This window comes from Kribbella sp. NPDC048928, from assembly GCF_043197975.1.
Classification (GTDB): Bacteria; Actinomycetota; Actinomycetes; order Propionibacteriales; family Kribbellaceae; genus Kribbella.
The window spans coordinates 1,169,043-1,188,467 of record NZ_JBICUC010000001.1 but is presented as its reverse complement, the minus strand read 5'-3'; the positions used below and the strand labels follow the sequence as shown (position 1 = coordinate 1,188,467).

At 68.4% G+C, this 19,425-nt stretch carries 16 protein-coding genes; 8 read left to right on the top strand and 8 right to left on the bottom strand.

Annotated features, from left to right (window positions below; genetic code table 11):
* Positions 1–6: 6 nt before the first annotated feature.
* From ACGFI6_RS05695 to ACGFI6_RS05665, 7 genes are all read right to left on the bottom strand, one after another.
* Positions 7–630: an RloB family protein gene (locus ACGFI6_RS05695; protein WP_393115480.1), complete on the bottom strand. Its 624-nt coding sequence runs from the start codon at positions 628–630 to the stop codon at positions 7–9.
* Positions 630–1,895 carry an ATP/GTP-binding protein gene (locus ACGFI6_RS05690; RefSeq protein WP_393115479.1) on the bottom strand — a complete coding sequence of 422 codons (1,266 nt, stop codon included), beginning with the start codon at positions 1,893–1,895 and terminating at the stop codon, positions 630–632. Before ACGFI6_RS05690 ends, ACGFI6_RS05695 begins: the two co-directional genes overlap by 1 nt.
* 106 nt (positions 1,896–2,001) lie before the next feature.
* A complete protein-coding gene (locus ACGFI6_RS05685) occupies positions 2,002–3,294 on the bottom strand; it encodes a DUF58 domain-containing protein (protein WP_393115478.1) in 1,293 nt (430 codons plus the stop codon).
* Positions 3,294–4,265, bottom strand: coding sequence for an AAA family ATPase (locus ACGFI6_RS05680; RefSeq protein WP_393115477.1), 972 nt, complete (start codon positions 4,263–4,265; stop codon positions 3,294–3,296). Before ACGFI6_RS05680 ends, ACGFI6_RS05685 begins: the two co-directional genes overlap by 1 nt.
* On the bottom strand, positions 4,262–5,404 hold the full coding sequence (locus ACGFI6_RS05675; RefSeq protein ID WP_393115476.1) for a DUF4350 domain-containing protein: 1,143 nt from the start codon (positions 5,402–5,404) through the stop codon (positions 4,262–4,264). Before ACGFI6_RS05675 ends, ACGFI6_RS05680 begins: the two co-directional genes overlap by 4 nt.
* Positions 5,401–6,030, bottom strand: coding sequence for a DUF4129 domain-containing protein (locus ACGFI6_RS05670; protein WP_393115475.1), 630 nt, complete (start codon positions 6,028–6,030; stop codon positions 5,401–5,403). The genes ACGFI6_RS05675 and ACGFI6_RS05670 overlap by 4 nt, the downstream gene beginning before the upstream one ends.
* Positions 6,027–7,046 carry a hypothetical protein gene (locus ACGFI6_RS05665; RefSeq protein ID WP_393115474.1) on the bottom strand — a complete coding sequence of 340 codons (1,020 nt, stop codon included), beginning with the start codon at positions 7,044–7,046 and terminating at the stop codon, positions 6,027–6,029. Before ACGFI6_RS05665 ends, ACGFI6_RS05670 begins: the two co-directional genes overlap by 4 nt.
* Before the next feature lie 191 nt (positions 7,047–7,237).
* On the opposite strand from ACGFI6_RS05665, the gene mtrA reads away from it, so the two are divergent.
* From mtrA to hpf, 5 genes are all read left to right on the top strand, one after another.
* Entirely contained in the window at positions 7,238–7,915 is a 678-nt protein-coding gene (mtrA, locus tag ACGFI6_RS05660; protein WP_141859693.1) for an MtrAB system response regulator MtrA, read from the top strand.
* Between the two features lie 47 nt (positions 7,916–7,962).
* Positions 7,963–9,726, top strand: a complete 1,764-nt coding sequence (mtrB, locus tag ACGFI6_RS05655; protein ID WP_393115473.1) for an MtrAB system histidine kinase MtrB — start codon at positions 7,963–7,965, stop codon at positions 9,724–9,726.
* A complete protein-coding gene (locus ACGFI6_RS05650; RefSeq protein WP_393115472.1) occupies positions 9,723–11,498 on the top strand; it encodes an LpqB family beta-propeller domain-containing protein in 1,776 nt (591 codons plus the stop codon). The genes mtrB and ACGFI6_RS05650 overlap by 4 nt, the downstream gene beginning before the upstream one ends.
* A gap of 333 nt (positions 11,499–11,831) precedes the next feature.
* On the top strand, positions 11,832–12,323 hold the full coding sequence (locus ACGFI6_RS05645) for a ComF family protein (protein ID WP_393115471.1): 492 nt from the start codon (positions 11,832–11,834) through the stop codon (positions 12,321–12,323).
* Between the two features lie 216 nt (positions 12,324–12,539).
* Entirely contained in the window at positions 12,540–13,163 is a 624-nt protein-coding gene (gene hpf, locus ACGFI6_RS05640) for a ribosome hibernation-promoting factor, HPF/YfiA family (RefSeq protein WP_393115470.1), read from the top strand.
* Positions 13,164–13,226: 63 nt separating this feature from the next.
* On the opposite strand, the gene ACGFI6_RS05635 is transcribed toward hpf, so the two are convergent.
* Positions 13,227–14,042: a S1 family peptidase gene (locus ACGFI6_RS05635; RefSeq protein WP_393115469.1), complete on the bottom strand. Its 816-nt coding sequence runs from the start codon at positions 14,040–14,042 to the stop codon at positions 13,227–13,229.
* A 132-nt stretch (positions 14,043–14,174) separates the two neighbouring features.
* On the opposite strand from ACGFI6_RS05635, the gene ACGFI6_RS05630 reads away from it, so the two are divergent.
* From ACGFI6_RS05630 to secA, 3 genes are all read left to right on the top strand, one after another.
* Positions 14,175–14,687 (top strand): ComEA family DNA-binding protein, encoded by a 513-nt coding sequence (locus tag ACGFI6_RS05630; protein WP_393115468.1) that lies wholly within the window; start codon positions 14,175–14,177, stop codon positions 14,685–14,687.
* Positions 14,688–14,727: 40 nt separating this feature from the next.
* Entirely contained in the window at positions 14,728–15,939 is a 1,212-nt protein-coding gene (locus ACGFI6_RS05625) for a winged helix-turn-helix domain-containing protein (RefSeq protein WP_393115467.1), read from the top strand.
* A 197-nt stretch (positions 15,940–16,136) separates the two neighbouring features.
* On the top strand, positions 16,137–19,133 hold the full coding sequence (gene secA / locus ACGFI6_RS05620) for a preprotein translocase subunit SecA (protein WP_393115466.1): 2,997 nt from the start codon (positions 16,137–16,139) through the stop codon (positions 19,131–19,133).
* The last annotated feature ends 292 nt before the right edge of the window (positions 19,134–19,425 follow it).

Here is a 19,425-nt window from a genome sequence, read left to right as displayed (position 1 = left end):
GGCAGATTAGTGCTGGTCCGGAGGTTCCAGCGCAGCGAGCAGTTCATGCATGGTCGATGACGGATTGTCGTCCGGAAACGTACTGTCATTCCGCTCGTGTCGGACGGCCAGGCGACTCGCTCGTTCGCAGGCGTCGTGCCTGAGCGGCATGTACTTGGCGCCGTCGAGACGCTTGCCGGATCGACCGTCCAGATGGCGACTGGCGACCTCGGCATCACGCGTCTGCAGGAAGCCTGAGTGGTCCTGGAAGTGCAGCATCAGCCACAACTCAAAGCAAGGATTCGAAACAGCGATCCGCACGCCTTCAGCAGCGGCAAGTCTGAGGGCTCGATCCAGGTGCGGATGGTGCTGCGGCCACTCGACGTCGAACACACACCAGCACTCGTCGATGTCTGGGTCCCGGCGGAGTCGTTCAGCGGCTTTGCTGACGAGTTCCATCGGAAGTCCGAACGCCGGGTCGATGATCAGGCTGATGGCGGTGTTGTGCCGGATCTCAGGCAGACGCTTGAGGGCGTTCAGATCGTCCGGCTCGGATGCCTCGCCTTCACAGAAGATCAGTACCGTCTTCCGCTCGGGCCGGCTCGCCGTCTTGCGGCGAAGGTCTTTCGGTCCTTTGCGCCGGCCGGCCATCAGGCGATCAGACCGAGGGCGCGCAAGAGGTCGGTACGGTCTGTGTCGGGCAGTGCTCCGAACCTTCCCTGAAGGTAGGCCCGCTCGAGATTGACCGACGTTCGTACCCGCTCGCCCGCGAACTCCGCCAAGGCACCCAGTCGGGTCGCTCCGTCTTCGGTCTTTTCGGTCAACCACACCTCGTCGCGGTTGAGGTGATTCAGCAGGCTCGTGTCATGGGTAGTGAAGATCAGTTGCGCATCGAGCGGGTTGGTGTCCCGGCTCTGGAACAGGGCAATCAGTTGCTGCGACAGGGCTGGGTGAAGGCTCGCGTCCAGTTCGTCGAACAGCAACAATGATCCCTCCCGCAACGCGGCCAGGACTGGTCCGATCAAGCGGAACCAGGTTTGCGTGCCGGCCGACTCCGCAGCGAAATCCAGCGGGATCGAGCCGCGGGTCGTGCGATGTTTCAGCTGAACCCGGCGCGTGGGCCTTCGCGCTTCCGGATCATTCGCAACCAGTACATCGTCGATTCCCAGGTCGGCGATCCGCAGTAAAGCCAACGCCTCAGCGCGCTCGTTCGGGTCGACGGAGTGCGTGGTCGGCCCGACGTCGAACAAGCTCTCCTGTACCTGGTCCGGCTCCGCTTCGGACGCGAACAGTCTGGCCGTCGGCTGTCGGCTTGCAGCCGGCAGACCCCGTCGGTCCAGGAGTCCCAAGGTCTGAATTCGTAGCAGATCCGTGGCGAAGTCCGACACCAGCGGCTCTTCGAACCTTCTCGCGATCGAGAGCGCAAGGGTCCGACTGGTGAGGAGTTCCCTGGTCCCTGAAAGGCTCCCCAGACCTCTCTGCAGCTTGAGCTCTGATCCTTCGCGTTCGAAGATTCGTCTGCGCTTCTTTTCCGGGTAGTGGAACAGGCCTTCATAGTGCACTGCCTGCCGGTCGACCTCGAGAACGTACTCGAAGCGAACACCATGGATCTCCGCCTCGACAGTGAATTCAGAAGGTCGCTCGGGGCCGTCCCCGAACGCGAACGGCTCGATCGGAACGTTGTCGTCCCAGAGCCGGAGAGACGTCCGCACCGCGTCCCGCACCCATCCGAGAGCTGCGACCACGTTCGACTTTCCAGAAGCATTGGGCCCGAAGATCGCTGCTACATGAAGCAGGCTCGCGCCGATATTCGGAAGCTCCCGGGCTTCCTGGCGAGCGGAGTCGACGGCAACCATCGACAACTCGACTGGCTCCAGGATCGAACGAAAGTTCGAGGCCTCGAATCGAATGAGCATGAAGGATCCTTACGTCGCTCATGCCATCATAGCTGCGATTTCGTCGACTTCTTACGATCTCGACGGTTTCTTTGCAGTCGAGGCCGTGCGCACCTGCGAGATGCGGTTACAGGCGGCCGGCCTTCTTGAGGGTTAGGTAGGTGTCGGCGAGGGCGGGGGCGATCTTGTCGGGGGGCTCGTCGACGACCGTGATGCCGGCCCGGGAGAGCGTGGCGGTCAGGCGTTCGCGGTCGAGGCGGGTGCGTGCGGCGGACGCGGCGCCGTAGACCTCGACGAGGTCGTGGCGGGTGGACTCGAGTTCGGTGAGGCGGGGGTCCGCGACGGACGCCAGCAGGACGACGTGGCGGCGGAGCAGTGGGCCGAGGACCGGGAGGAGCGACTCCTCGATCACGGCAGGGTCCAGGCCGGTGAGGAGGACGACGAGCGAACGTTGGCCCAGGCGTTCGAGCACCTGTGACACGACGATCCGGAAATCGGTCTGGACGAGCTCGGCGTCGACGTTGGCCAGCGCGTTCACGAACGACGGGAGCACGTCCTGCGGCGCGGCCTTCCGAACGTCGGCACGTACCGCGGAATCGCAGGCCAGCAAGGAAACCCGGTCGCCGGCGCGAGTGGCGAGCGCGGCCAGCAGGAGGGCCGCGTCCATCGCGTGGTCCAGCCGTGGCGCGTCTCCGACCCGGCCTGCGGACATGCGGCCGGAGTCGATCACGATCGCGACCTGCCGGTCCCGTTCGGGCCGCCAGGTCCGCAGGACGACGTTCCCGCGCCGAGCCGTCGCCCGCCAGTCGATGCTCCGTACGTCGTCTCCAGGTACGTAGTCGCGCAGCGAGTCGAACTCCGTGCCCTGCCCGCGCACGAGCAGCGCCGTACGCCCGTCCAGCTCCCGCAACCGCGCGAGCCGCGAAGGCAGATGCTTGCGGCTGTTGAACGGCGGAAGTGCCCGCACCGTCCACGGCACCTCGTGTGAGCCCTGCCGTCCCGCGAACCCCAACGGCCCGATCGCTCGCACCGTCACGCTAACGGCCTGCCGATCGCCGCGACGGGTGGGCACCAGGTGGGTCGTCAACCGGCGCCGCTCGCCGTGCGGAAGGTCCAGCTTGTGCGGCGGATCCAGGACGCCGGCGGACGGCGGCCAGGCATCGCGCAGCAACCCGCGTACGCGCCGCCCCGGGTTGGTGACCAGCAGATTCACCACAGCCTGTTCACCCAGCCGGACGGCGTTGTCGCCCTCACGAGCGAACTGCAACCGCCGCGGCGACCCGGCGAGCAGCACATCGACCAGACACACCACCAGCACCGCAGCGACGACCACGCCGACCCCAGACCAGGACGGCATGACCAGAGCGACGAACACCACTCCAGCAGCAGCCAAGAGGCCGGCCCGGCCAGTCAGGACCATCAGCGTGGGACCGGCACCGTGGCGAGCACACTCTCCAGTACTGCGTCGGCGCTGACACCCTCCAGCTCCGCCTCGGGCCGCACCTGCACCCGGTGCCGAAGGCAAGGACGTGCCATCGCCTTCACGTCGTCCGGGATCACGTAGTCGCGGCCGGAGAGCCATGCCCACGCACGGGAGACGGCCAGCAGGGCAGTAGCGCCACGAGGCGAGACACCGAGCTGCAAGGACGGCGACTGGCGCGTGGCGCGGCACAGGTCCACGACATACGCCAGGACGTCCTCCCGGACCGCAACCCGACGTACAGCGTCCTGTCCTGCCTGCAGGTCCTCTGGGCCCGCCACTGGACGCAGACCGGCAGCGGCCAGGTCCCGCGGGTCGAAGCCCTGTGCATGCCGGGCCAGTACTGCGATCTCCGCGTCCCGCGGCGGGATGTCCAGCGTCACCTTGAGCAGGAACCGGTCCAGCTGCGCCTCGGGCAGCGGGTAGGTGCCTTCGTACTCCACTGGGTTCTGAGTGGCGGCCACGACGAACGGTGCCGGCAACTTGCGCGGCTCACCGTCCACCGTGACCTGCCGCTCCTCCATAGCCTCGAGCAACGCGGCCTGGGTCTTCGGTGGCGTCCGGTTGATCTCGTCCGCCAGCAGGATGTTCGTGAACACAGGTCCCGGCCGGAACTCGAACTCACTCGTCTTCGCGTCGTACACGAGTGAACCGGTCACGTCACCCGGCATCAGGTCGGGCGTGAACTGCACGCGCTTCGTCTCCAGCCGCATCGCCATCGACAGCGCACGCACCATCAGCGTCTTGGCCGTACCAGGAACGCCTTCCAGCAGCACGTGGCCGCGGCAGAGCAGTGCGAGCACCAGGGCGGTCACGGCAGTGTCTTGGCCGACCACCGCCTTGCCGATCTCGGTCCGGAGCGCGATCAGCGCCTGCCGGGCCTGGTCCGCGGTGACCTGGGTAGTCGTCACGGGTGTCGTACCTCCTGCGTCAGTACGTCGAGTGCGTCGGACAAGGACATCAGATCGGCGTCGGTGCCTGGCGGCAGGCCGTACAGCATCTCGTACACCATGGCCGGGTCCAGGTCGGTATGTGCGGCGACGGTAGCCACCACAGCCGACGGGTCGGCCCGACGTGGAATGCCGTGTGCCTTGTGGAGCTGGCCGAGTGCCGACTCGCGCAATGCCGCCGCAGCACGGTCGCGGGCCCGGGAGCGTCGGTAGAGCCGCGCCCGGCCCTCCGTGGTCTCGGCAGCGTGCACGATCACCGGCAACCGCTCCGGCACGACAGGACCGAGCCGCCGGCCTCGCCAGATCGCCATGACCAGTACGGCGAACGCCAGCGCCCAGCCGATGTAGCGGACGTCTGGCGGGATCAGCGGCGCGCCCTGGTCATCGCCGGTCGCGTAGCTGTCGGACTCCAACTGCGGCAGGTACCAGGTCAGATCCCGATGCGTGCCGATCAGGTTGAGCGCCAGCGCCGCGTTGCCGTCATCCGCGAGTTGGTCGTTGCTGAAGGCCGCCTGAGCTCCGACCACGTCGACGATCCGGTCGTCGAGCTGGAGTCGTACCACCGTGCCGTGGATGCCGTCGCCGTAGCACGTGGTCGCCCCGTCCGGCGCGGTGTACGTCGGTCCGCTCACAGTCGCCGTACCGGCTCTGGTGGCGGCGTGGAGCTCACAGCCGGGCTCACGGCTGCGGGTGGCCAGCAGGTCGCCGGTTGCCCGCACACCTGGCGCGAGAGCTTCCAGTGCACGGCTGCCGGGCCGGATCAGGATGATGTGGCTCCACTGCGCGTCAGCGATCTGCTGCCAGTCGGAGTCGTCCAAAGAACCGGATGGACCTATGAGGAGCGTCCTGCCGTCACCGGACTCTTCGGCGTCCTCTAGCGTCTCCGTGCCGCGTACGGCGACGCTGTGCTTCTCCAGCAACGCTGACAGCGCACGGGCACCATTCGCCTTGGTGGAGTCCGGGCTGAACGGTCCTGAGGTCCGTGCCGACGTTGCGATCGACACTGCGATCGCAGCGAGCACGATCAGCCCTGTGATCAGCAGGGGAGCCCGTAGCGCACGCCAGCTCTCACTGGCACTGCGCCCGACTGCCGTACTCATACAGTCACCCGCGCCGTCCGTGCAGCGTCGTCAGCGGCCACTACTGCGGCGTACCGCTCCGGTGTCCCCGGACGGTTGCCGTAGACAACCTCTGTGAACACCAGTGCGGCCGGCTGCAGAGTGTCGCGCAGTACGGGAGCTGTCCGGGACGCGTCGGCGACCACCTCGTACGCCGTACGTCCGGGCCGCTCGTCCAGCACCGTACGCTCGGTCAGCTCGGCCACGCACGCACGGAAACGACTGCGGACCGCCAGGGCGAACTCGCCGGACGCAGCCTCCCGCTCGGCCAGCGCACGGTACTCCGCTGCGCTCTGCGGCCGGGCCGTGTCGAAGACCGCCTGCGACTTCCCCTTCCGGCTGGTCCGCAGGACACCGGCCCGCCAGAGCACCACGACAACGATGAGCAGCAGCAGGCCGATCAGCATCGCCAGGCCGGCGTGACCGTTCGGAGAGGAGCCGCTCACGCTGCCCAGCAGGTCCCTGATCCAGTCGAGCACCTTGCCGATCGCTTTGGCGAGCAGCGAACTCGAGTCCCGGTACGCCGACTTGGACAGCTCCTTCGCGGCCTCCTGAGCGGCCTGGTCGCGGCCCACGTCGACCGGCGGCTCCAGCGGGAAGAGGATCACCCGACGCCTCCGGACCGCAGCGCCGGCCGCATCCACAGGTCAAGGCCTTCGCGGCGGACCCGCAGGTCCAGGTAGATCAGCGCCTGCACCGCGGACATGAACGCCAGGCTCGCGATCAGTGTCATCAGCGTCGCGGCGCCGACCGCCACACCGAGCACGACCGTCACCACCGACGCGCTGGTGCTCTCGCTCGGCCCGGACCACGTGCTGATCGTGACCATCAGTACGGTGGCCCCAAACTGCAGCGCGTAGCCGATGATGTTCACCACCAGGCCGCCGAACAGCAGGATCCCGAACACCCGCCAGAACTTCCCCTTCACCAGCTGCCACGACCGGCGCAGGGCGCCCCACACACCGACCCGCTGGGGGATGTAGAGCCCAATGTCCGGTGAGTGCCGGCCCTCCATGAGGACGACCGTCCCGGCCAGCACCAGGCGGACACCGAAGATCAGCACCAGGACACCGCCGGCCAGCATCATGACGAGTGCTGCGGCACCGGCTGCGTCCGAGGAGAACGCCGACTCGGCACCTGCGCCGATGCCCAGCACAGCGAGCCCCCAGCCGGCGATGAGCAGGATGAACGACAGGGACTGCATCAGTCCGACAACAGCGAGTGCGGGCAGCGCCGGTCGTACCAGCCGCATCAGCTCGCCCGGACCGGCCCGGTGCGCCAGCTGGCTGCGTACGGCGGCCAGGGCGATGATGCCGGCCAGCATGCTCGACACCACCGAGAACAGCACCACCTGGACGCCGTACGTCAGCAGCAGGGCCGCACCGGCCTGCCCGAACGGGTCGTCCGCGCCGAAGAACCCGCCCAGCCCACCAGGGACGGCGACCTCGGTCAGGGCGGCCTGCAGCGCGACCAGGGCGATCCCGGCGAGCACCGGCAGACCGAGCATGATCGTCTTGTTGTCGGCGATGGTCCGGGCCGCGTTGTCGAGCAGGTCCGCGGGCAGCCAGGGACGCAGCGGCTCGCCCGCGACATCGTCGTGCAGCCGCATGTTCTGCTCGCTCATCTCCTGACCTCCTCTATGATCACAGCCCAACTCGGGGTCACACGGCGATCCGGCGTGTGCACTACCGCGGGAATGGGACACTATCCGTAGTGCGTACGGCCTGGCACCCGCCGGGCGCATGGCGATCGGTCGGATTCGCGCGGCAAACGGAGCAGCAAGGAGTTAAGGGCGTGGCAGACGGTAACCGGACGATGCGGGGCCGCATCCTCATCGTCGACGACGACACCGCGTTGTCGGAGATGCTCAGCATTGTGCTGCGCAACGAGGGCTACGACACCTATCTGTGCGCAACCGGTGACAAAGCGGTACCGGCGTTCCGCGAATTCAAGCCCGATCTGCTGCTCCTCGACCTGATGCTGCCGGGGATGGACGGGATCGACGTCTGCCGGGCGATCCGCGCCGAGTCCGGCGTACCGATCGTGATGCTGACCGCCAAGAGCGACACCGTGGACGTGGTGCTCGGGCTCGAGTCGGGTGCCGATGACTACGTGGTGAAGCCGTTCAAGCCCAAGGAGCTGGTGGCCCGGATCCGGGCTCGGCTGCGCCGGATGGACGAGCCCGGTCCGGAGTCGCTGACCATCGGCGACCTGACCATCGACGTCGCCGGCCACTCGGTGAAGCGGGCCGGCGAGACGATCCAGCTGACGCCGCTGGAGTTCGACCTGCTCGTCTGCCTGGCGTCGAAGCCCTGGCAGGTGTTCACCCGCGAGGTGCTGCTGGAGCAGGTCTGGGGGTACCGGCACGCCGCCGACACCCGGCTGGTCAACGTGCACGTGCAGCGGCTGCGCTCCAAGATCGAGAAGGACCCTGAGCACCCGGAGATCGTCGTGACGGTCCGCGGTGTCGGATACAAGGCGGGTGCGGACTGATCGAGTACGGTCGCGGCCAAGAGCCGCAGGCTGCCGGCGCCGACCCGATGGTCGACGCGGCGGCCGAGCCCGGCCAGAGCGCCGGGCAGCAGGCCCCGCCCGAGCAGGAGGTGGCCGAGTCCCGCGGGACGGAGCTGGAGCTCACGTCCGCCGCGGTGGATTGGTCTGCCCAGCCGCTGCCGCTGTGGCGTACCCATCCCAAGCACTGGCCGGACATCTGGCGGCGTTCCATCCAGGCGCGGATCGTCACCGGCACCCTGCTGATGTCGACGCTGGTGCTGATCCTGGTCGGCTGGGTGATGATGAGCCAGGTCACCGACGGTGTCCTGGAGTCCCGCCGGGACAGTGCCCAGGCCGAGGTGCGCGCCCAGCTCGAGCAGTTGTCCGCCTCGATCGACGCCGCCGACCGGAACACCGTCAACCAGCGGCTGTCCGAGCTGGTCCTCGGGACGAACCGCCCGGGCCTGTACGACGTGCTGCTGGTGCCGACCGACCAGGCCGCGTCCAATGCGATCCGCTACACCGGTCTGGTCGACAGTGACTCCATCCCGCCGCCGCTGGCAGCCAACGTGGTCAGCGACGGCGACAAGCTGTGGGACACATACACGCAGATCAACTACCGCGAGAGCCCGAGCGTCCCGGGGCTGGTGATCGGCTCCCAGATCCGGATCGACTCCACCGGCGACAAGTACTCGATCTACTTCCTGTTCCCGCTCACCGCGCAGCAGGAGACCCTCGACGTCGTCCAGCGCGCCCTGGTGACCGCAGGGTTGTTGCTGATCGTCCTGCTGGGCGCGATCGCTTGGCTGGTCACCCGGCAGGTCGTCACCCCGGTACGGATGGCACGGCGGATCGCTGAGCGGCTGGCAGCCGGCAAGCTCGAGGAACGCATGCAGGTCCGCGGCACCGACGACCTGGCCCGGCTGGCCGTGTCGTTCAACAAGATGGCGTCCAACCTGCAGCGGCAGATCCGACGCCTGGAGGAGCTGTCGCGGCTGCAGCGCCGGTTCGTGTCGGACGTGTCGCACGAGCTGCGGACCCCGCTGACGACGGTCCGGATGGCTGCCGACCTGCTGCACGAGAGCCGCGACCAGTTCGACCCGATCAGCCGCCGCTCGGTCGAGCTCCTGCAGAACGAGCTCAACAGGTTCGAGGAGCTGCTCGCGGACCTGCTGGAGATCAGCCGGTTCGACGCCGGCGCGGCCGCACTCGACCTGGAGGACGTGGACCTGCGGGACATCGTCAACCGGGTCCTGGAGAACCACGAGACCCTGCTGGAACGCAAGGGCTGCCCGGTCGAGCTGGACATGCCGGTGCCGTGCCGGGCGAAGGTCGACTCGCGCCGGATCGAGCGGATCCTGCGCAACCTGATCGGCAACGCCATCGAGCACAGCGAGGGCCTGCCGATCAAGATCAGTACGGCCTGCGACGACGACGCGGCCGCCGTGGGCGTCCGCGACCACGGCGTCGGGTTCCGGGCCGAGGAGGCGGAGATGGTGTTCAGCCGGTTCTGGCGGGCCGACCCGGCCCGGGCCCGGACCACCGGCGGCACCGGGCTCGGCCTGTCGATCGCGCTCGAGGACGCCCGGCTGCACGGCGGCCGGCTGGACGCGTGGGGCTCGCCGGGCGAGGGCGCGTACTTCCGGCTGACGCTGCCGCGCCGGCCGGACGTGGCGCTCACCGGATCCCCGCTGCCGCCGCGGCCGGCCGACGCGTCCCGGGTGATCACGGAGCTCGTCGACGTCGGCGCGCCGTACCAGAAGCTGAACGGCACCCTGACCCGTGGCCTGAGCGGCGGTGACGACCGATGAAGCGCCGGCTGATCGGTGCCCTGCTGGCCGTGGCGATGCTCGGCGGCTGCGCAGCCGTACCGACCAAGGGCACGATCCGCAGCGGCGAGCGGGCCGGGCAGGCGCCCGACCTCGGCGGTGTCGGCGTCGAGGCGAAGCCGCCCCGCGCCAACGTCGACGACCTGACCATCGTCAGCGGGTTCCTGGAGGCCATGTCGGACTCCCAGGCGTACGACGTCGCCCGTCAGTACATGACCCCGGAAGCGGCCGGGAACTGGAAGCCGGAGTCGCAGACCGTGGTGTACGACCAGGGCGCAGGCCCCGAGTCGCTCACCCGGAAGAACGGCGGCATCCAGCTGACCGCGAAGAAGATCGCCGTCATCGACGCGCGTGGCGAGTGGATCCCGGCGCCCGCAAACGCCACCGCCGACTTCTTCTTCAAGGTCAAGAAGGTCAACGACCAGTACCGCGTCGACTCGCCACCGCCGGGCGCGTACCTGGGCAGCAACCAGGTGGACCTCAAACTCGCTCCCCGCGACCTGTACTTCTTCAACCAGTCCCGGAACCTCCTGGTACCCGACACGGTCTACCTGCCGCAGAACCTCCCGTCCGGCCAGGCCGCGACCCAGCTCATTCAGGAGCTGCTGAAAGGCCCGACCAAGCGGTTCGGCAATGGCGCGCGTTCCGTCGCCCCGCCAGGCACCGAGGTCCAGGTGTCGGTCCCGGTCGACCTCGGTGTGGCCACGGTGGCGCTCAACGACGCCGCAGGCTCGCTACGGGACACGGACCGGCAGCTGCTGGCGGCACAGATCGTCTGGACGCTCAACCAGCTCAACCTGCGGGCCAAGATCACCGTCAGCGGCGCACCACTGCTCCCGGACAACCCCGACGTGCTGCCGTTCACCAACTTCAGTCCGTACGACCCGCAGGTGTCGGGCAATGCCATGACCAAGCTGTACGGGCTGCTCAAACAGGTGCCGCAGCGGATCGTCGGTCTAGACGGCTCGTCGGAGATCGCGGCCCAGCCGGTGAACGACGGCCCACTGGCCGGGTACAAGGCGAAGGCGTTCGCGGTCACCGTGCAGGGGGACGCCGGGGCGATCGTGACCGCCGACGGGAAGCAGGTCGTGTACGGGCTGCTGGACCCGGGCGGCAAGGACGGCAAGAAGGCGATCGTCCCTGTCGACGGGACGACGCTCCCACCGAGCTTCGACTACGAGGACAACCTGTGGATCCTCGACAAGTCGGAGAGCAACCACCCGCGGCTGCGGGTCCGTAGCGACGACGGGACGCTCAGCACGGTCCAGACCGACTTCAAGGGCGACACCCCGATCGCCCTGCGGATGGCGCCGGACGGGGTCCGCGCACTGCTCGTCATGCAGTCCGCGGGCAGCACCCAGAAGTACATCGAGACCGCGACCGTCCAGACCGTGAACGGCGGCAAGGACCTGGCGCTCGCGACGTTCCGGCCGCTGCGGCTGGCACTGACCAACATCACCGACGCGGGCTGGAGCAAGCAGGGCATCATCGTGGTCGGTTCCGGCGGCTCGCCGGGCAACGCGACGCGCCAGGTGTGGTCGGTGAACCCGGACGGATCCAGCCTGCAGTTGCTGCCCGGTTCGACACCGGACTTCTCGCCGGAGCACGTCGCGTCGAACACGAACAAGGACACCCTGCCGGTGATCCAGGACGACGCCGGCCACATCCATTGGCTGACGAAGGACCTCACCTGGACCTCGATGGACACCGCCGACAACGGCAGCCCAGTCATCATCCCGACCTACCCCGGCTGATTCGCGCCGAGGTCGTTGCGTCCGAAGAACTGGGGTGCATAGCCCACGATCCTTCGGACGTACGGAAGGCTCCGACGTGTTGTCCACAGGCTGGGGAGTGCCCGGTTGCGGGCGGTGGTTGCGGTCGGGGACGGTTGGGGCGTGTGGGGTGGATTCGTCGATCTGGTGCTGGGTGGGCGATGCGCTGGGTGTGAACGGCCCGGAGTCACTCTCTGTGGTGGTTGCCGTCGGCTACTGACCGGTCCGACTCCGTTCCGTGCTTGGCCGGACCCGCGACCGCCCGGTCTGGCACCTCCGACCGCCGCCGCGCCGTACGCCGACGAGCTCCGAAACGTGATCGTGGCTCACAAGGAGAACGCTCGGTATCCCCTCGCGGCGCCGCTCGGCCGGCTGCTCGCGGACGCCGTACTCACGGCCCTCGGGGACCGGCGAGCGGTCTGGTTGTGCCCGGTTCCGTCGCCTCGGGCAACGGTCCGGCAGCGTGGGCACGATCCGCTCGGCCGACTTACGAAGGCTGCCGTCAGATCCCTGCGCAGGCAGGGAATCGACGCCCGGACGGCGCCGGCGCTGCGGGTCGTCCGGCGTCCCGAGGACCAGGCCGGGCTGTCCGCGGAACGCCGTGCCGCCAACCTGGACGGGGCTTTCGGGCTGCGTTCGCGCTGGGCTGAAACGCTGAGCGATCAACCGGTCCTGCTGGTCGACGACGTGATCACCACCGGTTCCACGCTCACGGAGGCCGGTCGCGCCTTGGAAACGGCGGGAATCGGAGTCCTCGGATGTGCGGTGGTGGCCGCGACGGCGCGCCGACGGCCGTCTGGTTCATGAGAACTTCCCTACCGGTTTTCGCCGAAGCCGACTAGCGTTGGCCTATGACACCCGCTAGGGCTTGTCGGGCAGTGCAGTGGTGGAGGACCGGATCAGCCGGATTCCTCGCCACGGCGTCCGACGGGTTCGACAGCGGGTGTCGTCGTTTCGGGACCCGTCACCATGAGTACGGGGGTCCGAACACGTAAAAGAAGTCGCCGATCGATGGAGGTTTCCGTGGACGTCGTTGTCAAGGGTCATCACTGCGAGGTCAGTGACCGCTTCCGGCAGTACGTCGAGGAAAAGCTCGAGCGAATCGAGAAAGTCGATCACCGGGTACTGCGGTGCGAAGTGGAAGTAAGCCAGGAGAAGAACCCGCGACAGCACGATCGGGCGATGCGTGTCGAGCTCACCATGTACACCAAGGGTCCGGTGGTCCGCGCAGAGGCGTGCGGGGAGACCAAGCAGGCGGCGTTCGACGTCTGCCTGGACCGGCTCCGGTCCCAGGTCCGCAAGGCGGCCGACCGGCGCCGGGTGCACCGCGGTGAGCGGACGCCGGAAGGCCTGCGGCACGTGAACGCGAAGCAGCCGCTCAACGGCACACCTGTAGTGGAGGAACCAGTCGCCGAGGACGAGGTGGCGACGCACACGTACGGATCCCTCACGGTCACCGGCGACGGTCCGCTGGTGATGCGCGAGAAGACCCACTCCGCCAAGCCGATGACCCTTGACCAGGCTCTCTACGAGCTCGAACTGGTCGGGCACGACTTCTACCTGTTCGTCGACGCCGACGAGAACCAGCCCAGCGTGGTCTACCGCCGTCGCGGTTACGACTACGGCGTGATCCGGCTGGCCGTCTAGGACCTCGGGAGGAGCACACAGAAAGGGCCGGGGTTCGCCCCCGGCCCTTTCGTCTGCCTGGCTTCAGCTGTCGATCTGCTGCTGGAGTTCGGAGGCGTACGTCGCTACCTGGGCGTAGACGCCCGGGTTGCCGGCGTCCGCGCAGCCGACGCCCCAGGAGACGACACCGAACAGGCGCCCGTTGAGCACCAGCGGGCCGCCGGAGTCGCCCTGGCACGAGTCCTTGCCGCCGTCCTCGTACCCGGCGCAGATCTCGCCGTCGGCGGTGTAGCCCTCGCTGGCGTACGCCTGCGAGCAGTAGTCGTCGCCCAGTACCGGTACGTCGACCTTCTGGAACGTGTCCTCCGGGCCGGTGCCCTCGGTGGCGCCCCATCCGTACACGACCGACGCTGCGCCGGCCGCGTCCGCGGCCTTGTCGGTCTCCAGCGCGAGCGTGTCGACACCGTCGAACGGGGTCGCCAGCGTCATCACGGCGACGTCGTGAGCCGGCGACTTGCCGTACTCCGGGTCCACCCAGATGCTGGTGATCTTGGACTCCTTGCCGGTGGACTTGTCGGTCAGGTCGTCCCGGCCCTGGATCGCGGTGTAGGTGCTCGCCGCCTCCTGGGCACAGTGTGCGGCCGTGACGATCTTGTTCGCCTTCACCAGCGTCGAACCGCACCACTCGCCGGTCGTGGCGGGGGAGCCACTGTTGGACAGCTGGATCGCCCAGGGGGCGTCTGCGGTGTGGGCGATGGTGCCACCGACGATCCGGTTGATCGGTCCACCGGGCGGCTGCGCGGCCGACGCGGGGCCGGACACGGCCACCGCACCGAGGGACGCCGCGGTCAGGACGCCGGCCGCGAGGGCAGCGCGGACCGCATGCTTCATTCCTGTCATGCCTCACTCCAGGGTGATAGGGGCCGCACGGGCGGACGGCCTACTGGCAGGTTCCCCGAACACCATCCGTAGCGCACCTCCCACTTTCGGTAACTCCGGAGTTATGCCCCGGGCCGCCGCTACAGTTCGGCAGTGCGCGCTCCTCGAACCAACTGGAAAACGGTCTGGACGAAGCTGGCCGGCGCCGCCGTTCCACTGGTGACCTTCGGTGTCGGCAGCCCGATCATGTTCGGCATCCTGGCCGTCCGGCGCCGGAGCTTGCTGCTCGCGGCGTCCGCTGTTGTCTACCTGGGGGCGGCCGTCGCCTTCTGGGTGCCCGGATGGGGTGATCCGGAGTACTCGACTCCCGACGCAGCCATCCTTGTCCTGCTGGTCAGCATGGGGGTAGCGAGCGTCCACGCCGCCCTGACCATCGGCGGCCGCACGTACGGCGGCGTGGTGGATCTCAACGACGCACCGGCCGAAGTGTTGTCGGCGCTGCCCGGGCTGAATCAGCAACTCGGCGCGGCCATCGTCTCGAGCCGCACGGAGGCAGGCCGCTTCCTGTCGGTCGACGAGCTGTGGTCCCGAGGCGTCCTGTCCGGCCCGCCGAGCAAGGATCTGCGCGACCGGCTGGTTGTCGTGGCGGTCCAGGACAGGCGATGAACGGATTCGCACTGTCGGTGGGGCCTGGGACGATCGAGAAATGACTACTCAGGTGCTGTCGAGGGCTCAGGCGCGGCGGGTGGGGCTGGCGGCGCAGGGGTTCATGGATCCACGGCCCAAGGGAGTGCCGGACGCGCGCGCCCTGAGCCGCGTGCTCGGACGCATCGGCCTGATCCAGATCGACTCGGTCAACGTGCTGAGCCGCACGCAGTACCTTCCCCTTTACTCGCGCCTGGGGCCGTATCCGCGCGATCTGCTGGATCGTGCCGCCGGCAAGGCCCCCCGCCGCCTGGTCGAGTACTGGGCGCACGAGGCGTCCCTGATCCCGGTCGAGACGCATCCGCTGATGCGCTGGCGGATGGCACGGGCGACCGAGGAGGCGTGGGGCGGCCCGCGGTCGATCGCGCGCAAGCGGCCCGACCTGGTCAAGCAGGTGCTCGCCGACGTCCAGGCGCACGGGCCGCTGACCGCACGGGAGATCGACGACGACGTCGAGCGCGAGCGGAACAACTGGGGCTGGAACTGGTCGGACGTGAAGCAGGCGCTGGAGTTCCTGTTCTTCGCGGGCGAGATCACCGTCGCCCGGCGGAACCAGCAGTTCGAGCGGCTGTACGACGTACCGGAAAGGGTCCTGCCCCGCTCGGTGGTGGAGACGCCGACGCCCTCGCCGGCCGAGGCGCACCGCGGGCTGGTGTCGATCGCCGCCCGGGCGCACGGGGTGGCGACCGCGCAGTGCCTGCGGGACTATTTCCGGACGGCGCCGGAGCCGACCCAGCAGGCCATCGCCGAGCTGGTCGAGTCCGGCGAGCTACTGCCGGTCCAGATCGACGGCTGGAAGCGCCCGGCGTACCTGCACAAGGACGCGCGGCTGCCCCGCCGGGTGAACGCGCGCGCCCTGGTCAGCCCGTTCGACTCGCTGGTGTTCGAGCGCACCCGGACCGAGGTCCTCTTCGACTTCCGGTACCGGATCGAGATCTACGTCCCGGCCGAGAAGCGCATCCACGGGTACTACGTGCTCCCGTTCCTGCTCGGCGACCGGCTGGTCGCCCGTGTGGACCTGAAGGCCGACCGCGCCGCCGGCGTCCTGCTCGTCCAGTCGGCGCACGCGGAGCCGAAGGCGCCGGCGGAGACGGCCGAGGAGCTGGCCGCCGAGCTGGTCCAGCTGGCCGGCTGGCTCGGGCTGGACCAGGTTCGCGTGGCCGGGGGCGGTGACCTCTCGCCAGCGCTCAGTGACGCTCTGCGGGGTTCCTGACCGCTCACCGGGAACTTTCCGGCACGCTCGCACGTGAGTCCGGTGGGTCCCTGACACCCGCCGAGGCACGCTGCGGGCGTGGCTTGGCACACCCGGCCCCGTACGATGGGGGTCGCACGCCAACCGGGAGGGTCGGTCGTGCCCTGTCGGCGTTCGGCCGTACCCAGGCTTCAGCAGCAAGGAGTGAACTCCCCACCATGAAGGTTGTCGACAAGGTCCTGCGGATCGGCGAGGGCAAGATCCTCCGCCAGCTCCAGGGCATCGCGAAGATGGTCAACTCCATCGAGGACGACTTCGTCGGCATGTCCGACGAAGAGCTGCGCGACCAGACCGCGGACTTCAAGGAGCGGCACAAGAACGGGGAGTCCCTCGACCAACTGCTCCCGGAGGCGTTCGCGGTGGTCCGCGAGGCCGCCAAGCGGACGCTGCACCAGCGGCACTACGACGTCCAGATCATGGGCGGCGCGGCGCTGCACCTGGGCAACATCGCCGAGATGAAGACCGGTGAGGGCAAGACCCTGGTCGGCACCCTGCCGACGTACCTGAACGCGCTGTCCGGCAAGGGCGTGCACGTCATCACGGTGAACGACTACCTGGCCAAGTACCAGGCCGAGTGGATGGGCCGGGTGTACCACTTCCTCGGCCTCGACTACGGCGTGATCCTGCCGGAGATGTCGCCGGCCGAGCGCCGGGTCGCGTACGCCAAGGACATCACCTACGGCACCAACAACGAGTTCGGCTTCGACTACCTGCGCGACAACATGGCGGGCAGCATCGAGGACTGCGTCCAGCGCGAGCACAACTACGCGATCGTGGACGAGGTGGACTCGATCCTGGTCGACGAGGCCCGGACGCCGCTGATCATCTCCGGACCGGCCGAGGACTCCCAGCGCTGGTACGTCGAGATGGCCCGGATCGCGAACTCGCTGAAGGCCTGGACGCTGTCCGACGAGGCCGAACTGAAGAAAAAGAACCCGCGGGTCACCGATCTGGAGATCGACGAGACCAAGCGCCGGGTCGCCGATTACGACGTGGACGAGAAGAAGCGCACCGTCGCGATCCTCGAGCGCGGCATCGAGAAGGTCGAGGACCGGCTCGGCATCGACAACCTGTACGAGTCGGCCAACACCCCGCTGATCAGCTACCTGAACAACGCGCTCAAGGCCAAGGACCTGTTCCACCGGGACAAGGACTACGTGGTGGTCGACGACGGTGAGGTGCTGATCGTCGACGAGCACACCGGCCGGACGCTGCACGGCCGCCGCTACAACGAGGGCCTGCACCAGGCGATCGAGGCCAAGGAAGGCGTCGAGATCAAGGAGGAGTACCAGACCCTCGCGACGATCACGCTGCAGAACTACTTCCGCCTGTACACCAAGCTGGCCGGCATGACCGGTACGGCGATGACCGAGGCGAACGAGTTCTCCAAGGTCTACAAGCTCGGCGTGGTGCCGATCCCGACCAACAAGCCGATGATCCGGGTCGAGGAGCGGGACCTGATCTACCGCACCGAGGACGCCAAGTTCGACGCGGTGGTCAAGGACATCGTCGACGTACACGCCAAGGGCCAGCCGATCCTGGTCGGCACGACCTCGGTCGAGAAGTCCGAGCGGCTGTCCCGCCAGCTGCTGCAGAAGAACATCAAGCACGAGGTGCTGAACGCGAAGCAGCACGCCCGTGAGGCCGCGATCGTCGCCGAGGCCGGCCGGAAGAACGCCGTCACGGTGGCCACCAACATGGCCGGCCGTGGTACCGACATCATCCTCGGCGGCAACCCGGAGTTCCTCGCCGACAAGGAGCTGCGCGCCCGCGGCGTCGACCCCGCTGAGGACATCGAGCAGTACGAGTCGGAGTACCCGACGCTGCTCGAGCAGTTCGAGAAGCAGGTCAAGGAGGAGCAGGAGGAGGTCCGCGAGCTCGGCGGCCTCTACGTGCTCGGCACCGAGCGGCACGAGTCCCGCCGGATCGACAACCAGCTGCGCGGTCGCGCCGGCCGTCAGGGCGACCCGGGCAAGTCCCGGTTCTACCTGTCGCTGGAGGACGACCTGATGCGGCTGTTCAAGCGCGAGATGGTCGACTGGGCGATGTCGCGCAACGACGACGACAGCCAGCCGCTGGAGAACAAGATCGTCACCAAGGCGATCGCGTCGGCGCAGGGCCAGGTCGAGGCGCAGAACTTCGAGACCCGGAAGAACATCCTCAAGTACGACGACGTGATGAACCGGCAGCGGCACGTCGTCTACGACGAGCGCCGCCGGGTGCTCGAGGGCGCCGACCTGCGCGAGCAGGTGCAGGACATGCTCGAGGAGACCGTCACCGGGTACGTGCAGGGCGCGACCGCAGACGGGTTCGCCGAGGACTGGGACCTGGACGCGCTGTTCACCGCGATGAAGACGCTGTACAAGTCGGAACTGACCGAGGACGAGCTGGTCGAGGAGGCCGGCGGCGAGAAGGCCGGTCTGACGCAGGACTTCCTGGTCGAGCGCTTCCTCGAGGACGCCACCGCGGCGTACGAACAGCGCGAGGAACTGCTCGGCGAGGAGTCGATGCGCGAGCTGGAGCGGCGCGTCGTACTGAGCGTCCTGGACCGGAAGTGGCGCGAGCACCTCTACGAGATGGACTACCTGCGCGAGGGCATCGGCCTGCGCGCGATGGCGCAGCGCGACCCGCTGGTCGAGTACCAGCGCGAGGGCTACGACATGTTCGCCTCGATGATGGAGTCCATCAAGGAGGAGTCGGTCGGCTTCATCTTCAACGTCGAGGTCGACGTCGAGGCGATGCGCGCCGAGATGGAGGTCGCGAACGAGGCGGCACTCGCGGACGAGGACAGCCTGGAAGGCCGCCGGATCGAGGACATCCTGCGGCCGGGTGCACCGGTCGCGGAGTTCGCCCGCAAGGCCGAGGACGCCGACGACGAGGACCGTCCGCAGGACACCCCGCGCCCGCAGGACACCCCGCGGCAGGCACCGCGCCTGCGCGCCAAGGGCCTCACCAACGAGCCCCGGCCGCAGCGCCTGACGTACTCGGCACCGACCATCGACGGTGACGACGAGGTCGCCATGCACCAGGACGCCGTCGAGGACGGCCAGCTGGAGTACGCCGGCACCCCCCGCAACGCCGCCTGCCCCTGCGGCTCCGGCAAAAAGTACAAGCGCTGCCACGGCGACCCCCAATCGGACGCCTACAAGTTCTGACCCCCGCAACGGCCGGCCCCACCAGGGCCGGCCGTTCCGCATCCCCCCAACCACCCACACCCCGCCGAGTCACGCCCGCCTCCAGCCGAGTCCTGGCAACTGGTCCCGGCCTTGATCGCCGAGTCGTGGTAAGTGGTTCTGGTGGTGATCGCCGAGTCGTGGTCAGTGGCTCTGGTGGTGACCGCTGAGTCGTGGATTTTGGCTTGCCGTCGCGGCGTGTCGTTGACCAGATTCCACGACTTGGCGCTGGCGGGCGTACGGCGCGGGTCGGGTGGGTTGGAGGGTGCCCGTT

What these genes read in the sequence shown, in the direction of transcription:
- ACGFI6_RS05665 (WP_393115474.1), bottom strand. Translation starts at nt 7,046, where the DNA reads ATGAGCGAGCAGAACATGCGGCTGCACGACGATGTCGCGGGCGAGCCG.
- ACGFI6_RS05635 (WP_393115469.1), bottom strand. Translation starts at nt 14,042, where the DNA reads ATGACAGGAATGAAGCATGCGGTCCGCGCTGCCCTCGCGGCCGGCGTC.
- ACGFI6_RS05695 (WP_393115480.1), bottom strand. Translation starts at nt 630, where the DNA reads ATGGCCGGCCGGCGCAAAGGACCGAAAGACCTTCGCCGCAAGACGGCG.
- mtrB (WP_393115473.1), top strand. Translation starts at nt 7,963, where the DNA reads ATGGTCGACGCGGCGGCCGAGCCCGGCCAGAGCGCCGGGCAGCAGGCC.
- ACGFI6_RS05625 (WP_393115467.1), top strand. Translation starts at nt 14,728, where the DNA reads ATGACTACTCAGGTGCTGTCGAGGGCTCAGGCGCGGCGGGTGGGGCTG.
- mtrA (WP_141859693.1), top strand. Translation starts at nt 7,238, where the DNA reads ATGCGGGGCCGCATCCTCATCGTCGACGACGACACCGCGTTGTCGGAG.
- ACGFI6_RS05685 (WP_393115478.1), bottom strand. Translation starts at nt 3,294, where the DNA reads ATGGTCCTGACTGGCCGGGCCGGCCTCTTGGCTGCTGCTGGAGTGGTG.
- secA (WP_393115466.1), top strand. Translation starts at nt 16,137, where the DNA reads ATGAAGGTTGTCGACAAGGTCCTGCGGATCGGCGAGGGCAAGATCCTC.
- ACGFI6_RS05675 (WP_393115476.1), bottom strand. Translation starts at nt 5,404, where the DNA reads ATGAGTACGGCAGTCGGGCGCAGTGCCAGTGAGAGCTGGCGTGCGCTA.
- ACGFI6_RS05690 (WP_393115479.1), bottom strand. Translation starts at nt 1,895, where the DNA reads ATGCTCATTCGATTCGAGGCCTCGAACTTTCGTTCGATCCTGGAGCCA.
- ACGFI6_RS05650 (WP_393115472.1), top strand. Translation starts at nt 9,723, where the DNA reads ATGAAGCGCCGGCTGATCGGTGCCCTGCTGGCCGTGGCGATGCTCGGC.